The 6928-nt window shown below is 63.7% G+C and carries 8 protein-coding genes; 2 read left to right on the forward strand and 6 right to left on the reverse strand.

All coding sequences use genetic code 11. From position 1 onward, the window contains the following. Positions 1–270 precede the first annotated feature (270 nt). Together ABZ815_RS52410 and ABZ815_RS52415 are read left to right on the forward strand one after the other, a co-directional pair. Positions 271–774: a class I SAM-dependent methyltransferase gene (locus ABZ815_RS52410; protein ID WP_357710994.1), complete on the forward strand. Its 504-nt coding sequence runs from the start codon at positions 271–273 to the stop codon at positions 772–774. A gap of 278 nt (positions 775–1052) precedes the next feature. Continuing rightward, positions 1053–1634: a DUF4240 domain-containing protein gene (locus tag ABZ815_RS52415; protein ID WP_357710996.1), complete on the forward strand. Its 582-nt coding sequence runs from the start codon at positions 1053–1055 to the stop codon at positions 1632–1634. A gap of 303 nt (positions 1635–1937) precedes the next feature. Here ABZ815_RS52415 and ABZ815_RS52420 read toward each other — a convergent pair whose 3' ends face one another. From ABZ815_RS52420 to ABZ815_RS52445, 6 genes are all read right to left on the reverse strand, one after another. Further along, positions 1938–2306: an MTH938/NDUFAF3 family protein gene (locus ABZ815_RS52420; RefSeq protein ID WP_357710998.1), complete on the reverse strand. Its 369-nt coding sequence runs from the start codon at positions 2304–2306 to the stop codon at positions 1938–1940. Between the two features lie 333 nt (positions 2307–2639). Beyond that, positions 2640–3095, reverse strand: a complete 456-nt coding sequence (locus tag ABZ815_RS52425) for a hypothetical protein (protein ID WP_357711000.1) — start codon at positions 3093–3095, stop codon at positions 2640–2642. Between the two features lie 284 nt (positions 3096–3379). Beyond that, complete coding sequence (locus ABZ815_RS52430) at positions 3380–3679, reverse strand: YrhB domain-containing protein (RefSeq protein WP_357711002.1); 300 nt, start codon at positions 3677–3679, stop codon at positions 3380–3382. A 385-nt stretch (positions 3680–4064) separates the two neighbouring features. Next, positions 4065–4538, reverse strand: a complete 474-nt coding sequence (locus ABZ815_RS52435; protein ID WP_357711004.1) for a deaminase — start codon at positions 4536–4538, stop codon at positions 4065–4067. Next, entirely contained in the window at positions 4535–5224 is a 690-nt protein-coding gene (locus ABZ815_RS52440; RefSeq protein ID WP_357711006.1) for a dihydrofolate reductase family protein, read from the reverse strand. Before ABZ815_RS52440 ends, ABZ815_RS52435 begins: the two co-directional genes overlap by 4 nt. Before the next feature lie 37 nt (positions 5225–5261). Further along, positions 5262–6725, reverse strand: coding sequence for a helix-turn-helix transcriptional regulator (locus tag ABZ815_RS52445; RefSeq protein ID WP_357711009.1), 1464 nt, complete (start codon positions 6723–6725; stop codon positions 5262–5264). Positions 6726–6928: the final 203 nt, after the last annotated feature.

Genomic DNA, 6928 nt, shown 5'->3' on the forward strand with positions numbered 1-6928 from the left:
CATCTACCAGGGGTTTCTTACGTCGTCAGGCGATCGCCAAGCTCGCGATCAGGCTGTGACCAGCGCCCTGCCGCCAGGGGGATGAAAAAGCCTCAGTGGGGCCGGTCTCCTGGCCATCCACGCGCTTCACTTGGCTAGGGGTTCTTAGAGGGCACATGACCGTGGAGAACCGCAGGCGTTAGAACCCACAACATCCATTACCACCCCCGCATCCTGCGCACGATCCCTGATGGTCCCCAGCACGCCCTCGGCGTAGGTTGCGGCGAGGGCATGCTCGCCCGTGAACTGCGACGGACCGTGCCGAGCGTCACTGCCATCGACCTCGACGTGCCCAGCATCGACAAAGCCCGCGAGCACCCGGATGACGTCGGCTACATCCTCGGTGATTTCCTCACTCACTCCTTCGAGCCCGCCTCGTTCGACGTCATTGCATCCGTGGCCACCCTGCATCACATGGACGCCGCCGCCGGGTTGGCCCGCATGCGCGAGCTGCTGCGCCCCGGCGGTGTCCTGGCCATCGTCGACCTCGCCCGTAGCACCATGCCCAACGACCTGCCGCGCGGCCTGGCCGGCGTCGCCGTCGGTACCTGGCGCCGCGTCATGAAGGGCCACTGGGGGGCATCCGTCCCCCACGGTGTGGCCGCCGCCGGTGATGTACCCGCAGATGCGAGCGTTGTCCGCCGAAATGTTGCCTGGCTCCCAGTATCGCCGTCACCTTCTGTTGCGCTACAGCATCATCTGGCGCAAGCCGCAGGACTGAGCAAGGTCGGCTGATAGCTCTAGAAATGATCAAGGTCCGGTCGGGATTCACTCCATGACCTGGGGTATGTGGAGCGGGTGACGGGAATCGAACCCGCGCTGTCAGCTTGGGAACCGGCTACTGATCTTGCCCTTCTGAGCTGGGAAAACGGGGATGCAGGTCAGAACGGATCGCTTGCTCGTGAGTGACCGTGAGTGACCGCGGTTGCTCGCCTGTTCTGGCACGGATCTGGCACGCGATCGAGGTCTTCGTGCTGCGGCGTTGTCAGCCGAGTCTGGCACCATGCAGCGTCATGGACGCTGACGAGTTCTGGCTCTTCCTTCAGCGGTCCCGGGAAGTGACCAGTGATCCTGATGAGCGTCTACGGTGGCTCGCCCTCCACCTTGCGCGGAGTCCACTGTCCCGGATCGTTGACTTCCAGATCCTTCTCAACCAAATACGACGACGATCCGACACCTACGACATGTGGGAAGCGGCCAATCTGATCTTCGGTGGCCACTGCTCCACCGATAGCTTCTGGTACCTCCAGGCATGGCTGATCGGTCTTGGTCGCGACACCTTCGACCTCGCTGTAGCCGATCCCGACAACCTTGCCGACGTGCCCGAGGTCCGACGACTGGCAGAGCGCCCCATGCGGGAGTGGGCTGATGAGTGGCCAGAGTGGGAGGCGTTGAGCTACGTGGCCGCCGGAGCCTTCGAAGAGGCCGCCGGCGAAGAGGAAGGCATCTACGACCCCATGGCAGGACGTGGCCAAAGGAACCAAAGCGCTCCCCGTCCCACAGGGCTTTCGTGGAGTTCCCGGAATTTGACGGAGGTGGATCGAAGATTGCCTCGTCTAAGCCGCATGTTTTCGCTGGGTGCATCGGAGCTTTGATTCGCTCTTGGGGCGCGTCCGATCCTGCTGTCAGCTTGGGAAGTCTTACAAGTTCATGCGGCCTGAGCTGCGAAAACGCTGACCTGGGCGTATGCCGATCCAGTTGCCGTGAGTCCCCGTGACTCTCCGGTGATCGCCGACCGTACGGGCACGCAACGGGCACGCGGCTTCGAACGGCGTCGGATTAGAAGTGGAGTGAGGTTCTACTCTTGCCTAGCGGCTCCACCTGCGAAGTCACGGAGTGATGATCAAGAGGCTCACCAGCCGTTCCGCACATGTTCCGGATCTTGTCGTGGCATGCGATCAGCAGGTGGAGTGGATCAACGCACCTATGGGGATGATTCCCACCATGGCGTTGTAACGCTGTACTGCGGCCATCGTCTCCTCCATGTAGATCTCGACACCCGCCTCCATCAAAAGGTTCAGCGTCTCGGGACACGTCTGCAGAAGCGACCGCATGCCACGGGAAAGAACAATCGTCTCGCATCCGTTGTCGAGTAGTTCTTGTATGTCTGCAGGCTGGATGCCAGGGGTGTGCCGCGTCCCGGTCTCGTTCCAGTTCCAGTCCCGCCCACCACCGGGGTAGAGCTTGAAGTCCTTACCTTCGCCGAGGCCCTCAACCACCGTCCGGCCCCAAGAGATATGTGTGATCCGCAGTGATCGACGCTCCATACGGTGAGACTACTTGTCGTCGTATCGCAGACATAAGCCACGCCTGGCCTGATCGTCTCGTAGCTGTCGTCCCAGCCGTGGGGGATTCGAGGTGTGGAGTGGTAGGGCGCCCCGGGGTTCAAACCCGGGAACCTACGGATTAAAAGAAGTTGCCTCGACCAAGATACGGGGCGACGACCTGGAGATGTGGTGTCCGTGAACATCCGCCGAGGTCCGCCGTCGTTCGTCCCCTTGGCTGTACATTCGCCGGACCACGCGAGGCATATCGGTTGGTCCACATTGAACCCATCGGAACGGCCGAAATCAGATCTGCCAATGCTGCAACTGGCGCGATCAGGAGCGGTCGATCACCGCTGTTAGATGAAGCTCGACGAAAGCGTTATGACACTGGCAAGGCTCTCTATGCTCGACCGGCTGATATTCGGGGAAGGTAGCCTGTCCCTGCCCGATTTCCCGCCCAGCCTGGTCCCGGACGGTGGCTTTGACCGTCACGCGTGAATAGTCGTCGGCAGTACCCGGCAGTGAGACAGTTAAGACTGAAAGCACGGCGGCGGGCGGCGCGCCGGTGTCGATGGGCACCACCCAGGTGCCTTTCTGACATGGCCCCCGTCCGTCACAGACTTCGTAGGTGCTCCCTGCCGCCGGGATCGCCTGGTCCGCGGTGAGCTGCACCCGGCTTCCGGGGCATGGCCCGCACATCACGGGACCGACACAACCGGTCATCACCATGACACCGATCGCGGCCATCGTGAGCAGGGAGAAAGCGGATGGGGGCGGCGTGGCGATCATGCTCAGCTCCTTGCGGTGAATGAGCGGGAGGATGCTCCACCCTCTGGCGTGGAGCATCGGACCCTTCGTCCCAGCTTGGTTGTTGTCCACGACCCGGAACCCGTATTCGGGAAGATTCTCGAATTGTGTGAACAGACCCGAAGGTTTTACAGCTCGTGACCGTTTTTAAGGCGTTACAGACTGCGACCTGGGGCGAAGTCTTCCTGTGCTGCTCACGCTGCCAAGATCATTGCACGCATATTGCATGGGTAGCCCGTCGCGACCGTAACGGACCGCTCTTGCCACTACTCGCCCGATAGCTCGTGATCGCGGATGTAGTGCTCTATTGGGTAGGCGGTGCCCGTGGGCACGATCGCACCGCTGCGGCGGTGGATGAGAATTGGTGCGTTGCCACCCAATGCGGCAGTGAACTCCCCGGTTCGTAGGTACCGGGCGGATTGGTAGTGGTAGACCCAGCCGATTGAGCACTCCTCCATGGTGGTCAGGACGAAGCTGTCGTCCGGATCAAAGTACGCGCATTCTTCTTCGTAGAGGCGGGCTAGCTCGGCTTCCGCAAGGCGTCGCGCTTCCGGCTCAGTCAGCACCCGTCCATCATGCTGCACGACGGCCTGTCACCACGATCCGCAGCAGAACTGCCGCGCCGATAGGGGACCGCAACCACGTCACTCGGTGAGCCGTGCTGAGGAACGAAGCACGGATCGTCGATCGCCCCCAGCAATCTACGACGACCAACCATGCAGTGGCGATCGTAGGGCTGCATCTGTGCGGTGGCGTGGCAACCCCGGTCGGAGCGTTCGATCGGTACGGCGGGGTCGGCGCACGGTGCGCCGGCCCGGTGTCCCGCCGCCGTTCGGGACCGGCCCCCAGGCCGCACGCCCGGACGGCGGGCGGGCGGAGGGCCGGGGGTACGGCGGCGCGCCGCGCCGCCGCTTGATCCCTATGAGAACAATTCGGCAAGTGGTTCGGTCGCTATGAGCCCTGATGGCCGAGCAGGTGGGCATTGGCGGCGCGTGCGGCGTTGGCCAGTTCCGGCAATGCGATGACTGTGACTCCTGCGGCGGTCAGGGCCTCGGTGCCGTTGGCGTCGACGACGAAGGTGGGCGGCTCTTTCCAGGCGATGACTACGCGGGGGATGCCGGCTTCCAAGATGAGCTGTGTGCAGGTTTTCGGACGGGACCGGCGTTGGGTGCAGGGCTCCAGGGAACTGTAGAGGGTGGCCGTCTTGAGGCGAGGATCGTCGGCAGGTAGCTTGGCCAGAGCCGCCTCCTCCGCATGGACGTGCGCGTTCGTCTCACGCGAATAGCCGCGGCTGATCTCGTTGCCGTGCCCGTCGACGATGACCGCGCCGACTGAGAAGGCCGTCTGCGATGGTGGGCACTGGTGGGACAGGCTGATCGCAGTGCGCAGCCATCGGCGGTCTTGTTCGGTGCTGGCGTCGGTCATGAGGTCTTACCGCCCGAGGACTCTTTCGGCAGATAGCGCAGGAGTACGACGTCGTCCACGGTCCGTGCTTCGGCAAGTGACATGCGGTGGCCGGCGCCTCCGGGGAAGGCGCCGGGGTTGACGAAGCGGGGTGCGTTGCCATCGCCGACGAAGATGGGGGCTATGGCGAGGTGGATCTCGTCGGCCAGTCCTTGGGTGAGGAACTGGGTGTGGATGGTGCCGCCACCTTCCACCATGAGGCGGCGGATGCCGCGTTCGCCGAGGTCGTCAAGCATGCGGGCGAGGTCCACGGTGGGGCCGAGGCTGACCACGGCGGCCAGGTCGCCGAGGGCTTCGTGGAGCTTTGCTGCGGCGGAGTCGGAGCAGTAGATGATCTTCTCGCCGCCGTGGTGCCAGAACTTCAGGTCGGGGTCGAGATCTCCGCTGTTGGTGACGGTGACCTTGAGCGGGTACGGGGGAAGACCCTGGGCGGCTCGCTCGGCTCGCCGGGCTTCGGAGTTGACCAGGAGGCGGGGGTTGTCACGGCGCATCGTCGTTGCGCCGATGAGGATGGCGTCGCTCTCGGCCCGGACCTGGTCCACGCGGTCGAAGTCCGCGACGTTGGACAGCAGGAGCCGATCCGGTGTCGTGTCGTCGATGTAGCCGTCCACGGACATCGCGCAGCTCAGCAGGACGTAGGGGCGCATGGCACCTTCCGGAGGAGGAGAGGCGATCACATCGTGATCATGCTTGCTTCACCACGGTACTCCTCAGGGCCGTGTTGAACTCGGCGACCAGAGGCGTGCTGCGCCATTGATGGAGCTGCTTGTCCAGCTTGAGGAGTTCGTTCATGATGCGGGCGGACCCGGTCTCCTCCGCGATGTAGAGGGCGGACATGGCGACGCCTACGGCTTGTTCGGGCTCTTCGGCGCCGGCGTATGCGAGCGCCTGACGCGACAGGTAGACGCCGCGGTCGCGCCGGAAGGAGTAGGGGACGGCGGTGATCGCTTGCTGGAAGCCCTCGACGGCTTCGCCGAACCGGCCGAGCGCGGCGTTGCTGCGGGCTCGCTGGGCCTGAAGGTACGGCTCGTCCAGCCACACGGCCCATGGCGAGCCGGGGTCCTCGGCGATGTCGAGGAGCAGTTCGTGAGCACGGTCCAGCTCGCTTCTGGCTGCGTCGTCGTCGCGATGGAGGGCGTGGCCGTAGCCGCCATAGGTGGGCGCCAGCGCTTGGAGGCGGCTGCCTGGGCGAGCGAGGTTGCTGGCTGCCTCGGCCATGTCGATGGCGGCAACCGAGTCTCCGATGTCGCCGGAGAGTTGGCTCTTGCGCGCCATGATGTAGGCGGTCATGTCCCGGTCGGCGATGGTGTGCGACAGTTCGAGAGCGCGGTCTGTCCAGTACTGGGCAGTGCGGAAGTCGCCGGCGTCGTGGTAGAGCCACCCGCAGAACTCGCAGTACTCGGCTTGGAGTTTGAGGAGCTGGTGCCGGTCAGCGCCCCGCGCCTCGTGGCGGAGTTGCTGGATGGCGGTGATCTGCTGTTGAACCGCGGGGATTGCGTTCAACGGCCCCAACAGGTTGTCGTTGTCGATCAAGACCTGGCGGACCTGATACAGGTGCTCGACCGGGCTGGCGTCGCCAATGGTCGAGGCCAGGCGCCGGGTGGACGGAATATGAGGTGATCGGCTTTGTGGCGGTGTGATTCCCGCGAGGCCGATGCCCAGCCCCTGAAGGAATGTGCGGCGAGATACAGACAAGAAGACGATCCTCCCATCGGGCGCGCGCCCCGGCACGACAAGAGTCTCCTCGTCGGCCGTTGATGGCAATTGTAGCTCTAGAGCCTGATTATCCCTTAGGGGTGAGACATTGGTGCCCACCTGCCGCATAGGGAAATGATGGGTGGATTGTGCAGAGGTCGTTTCATCGGCGGTGTCGTCGGCGGGAGTGACCCTGGCGCGACTGCGCCTGACCGGAGCGAACCCCAGGTCTTCCGGGCCCAGTTGCGTGATCTCCGCCAATGCCAGCCGGTATTCCTCGCGTGGCCAAGAGACCTCTCCCGACTCCCAGCGTCGGATGCGTTCCTCGTCGCACGTCAGCGAGTGCTTCACGCCCGACTTGCTGAGATTGACCATTTTCGCCATTTCGGCCCGGGTCAACCCGGCCTGCTGGCGCCAGTCGCGAAGGCGGACATTCATTCCCTCTTTGGGCATATCCGACCTTCTTTCGGGTGGGTAGCTGGAAAGGGGCTATGAGGGGGCCTTTTTAGGGGGTCCCCTCATTCTGCTTTGCCGGTGGACTTGCCATCAATCAACAACGTAAGAGCCTGCTGACGAAGGCTTAAGTCACGGTGGGCATGGGCCCGTAGAGAGCCGGTCCGATCTTGTTGATGTAGCCCTGATGGGACCATTGGGAC

Source organism: Nonomuraea sp. NPDC047529, from assembly GCF_040642995.1.
Classification (GTDB): Bacteria; Actinomycetota; Actinomycetes; order Streptosporangiales; family Streptosporangiaceae; genus Nonomuraea.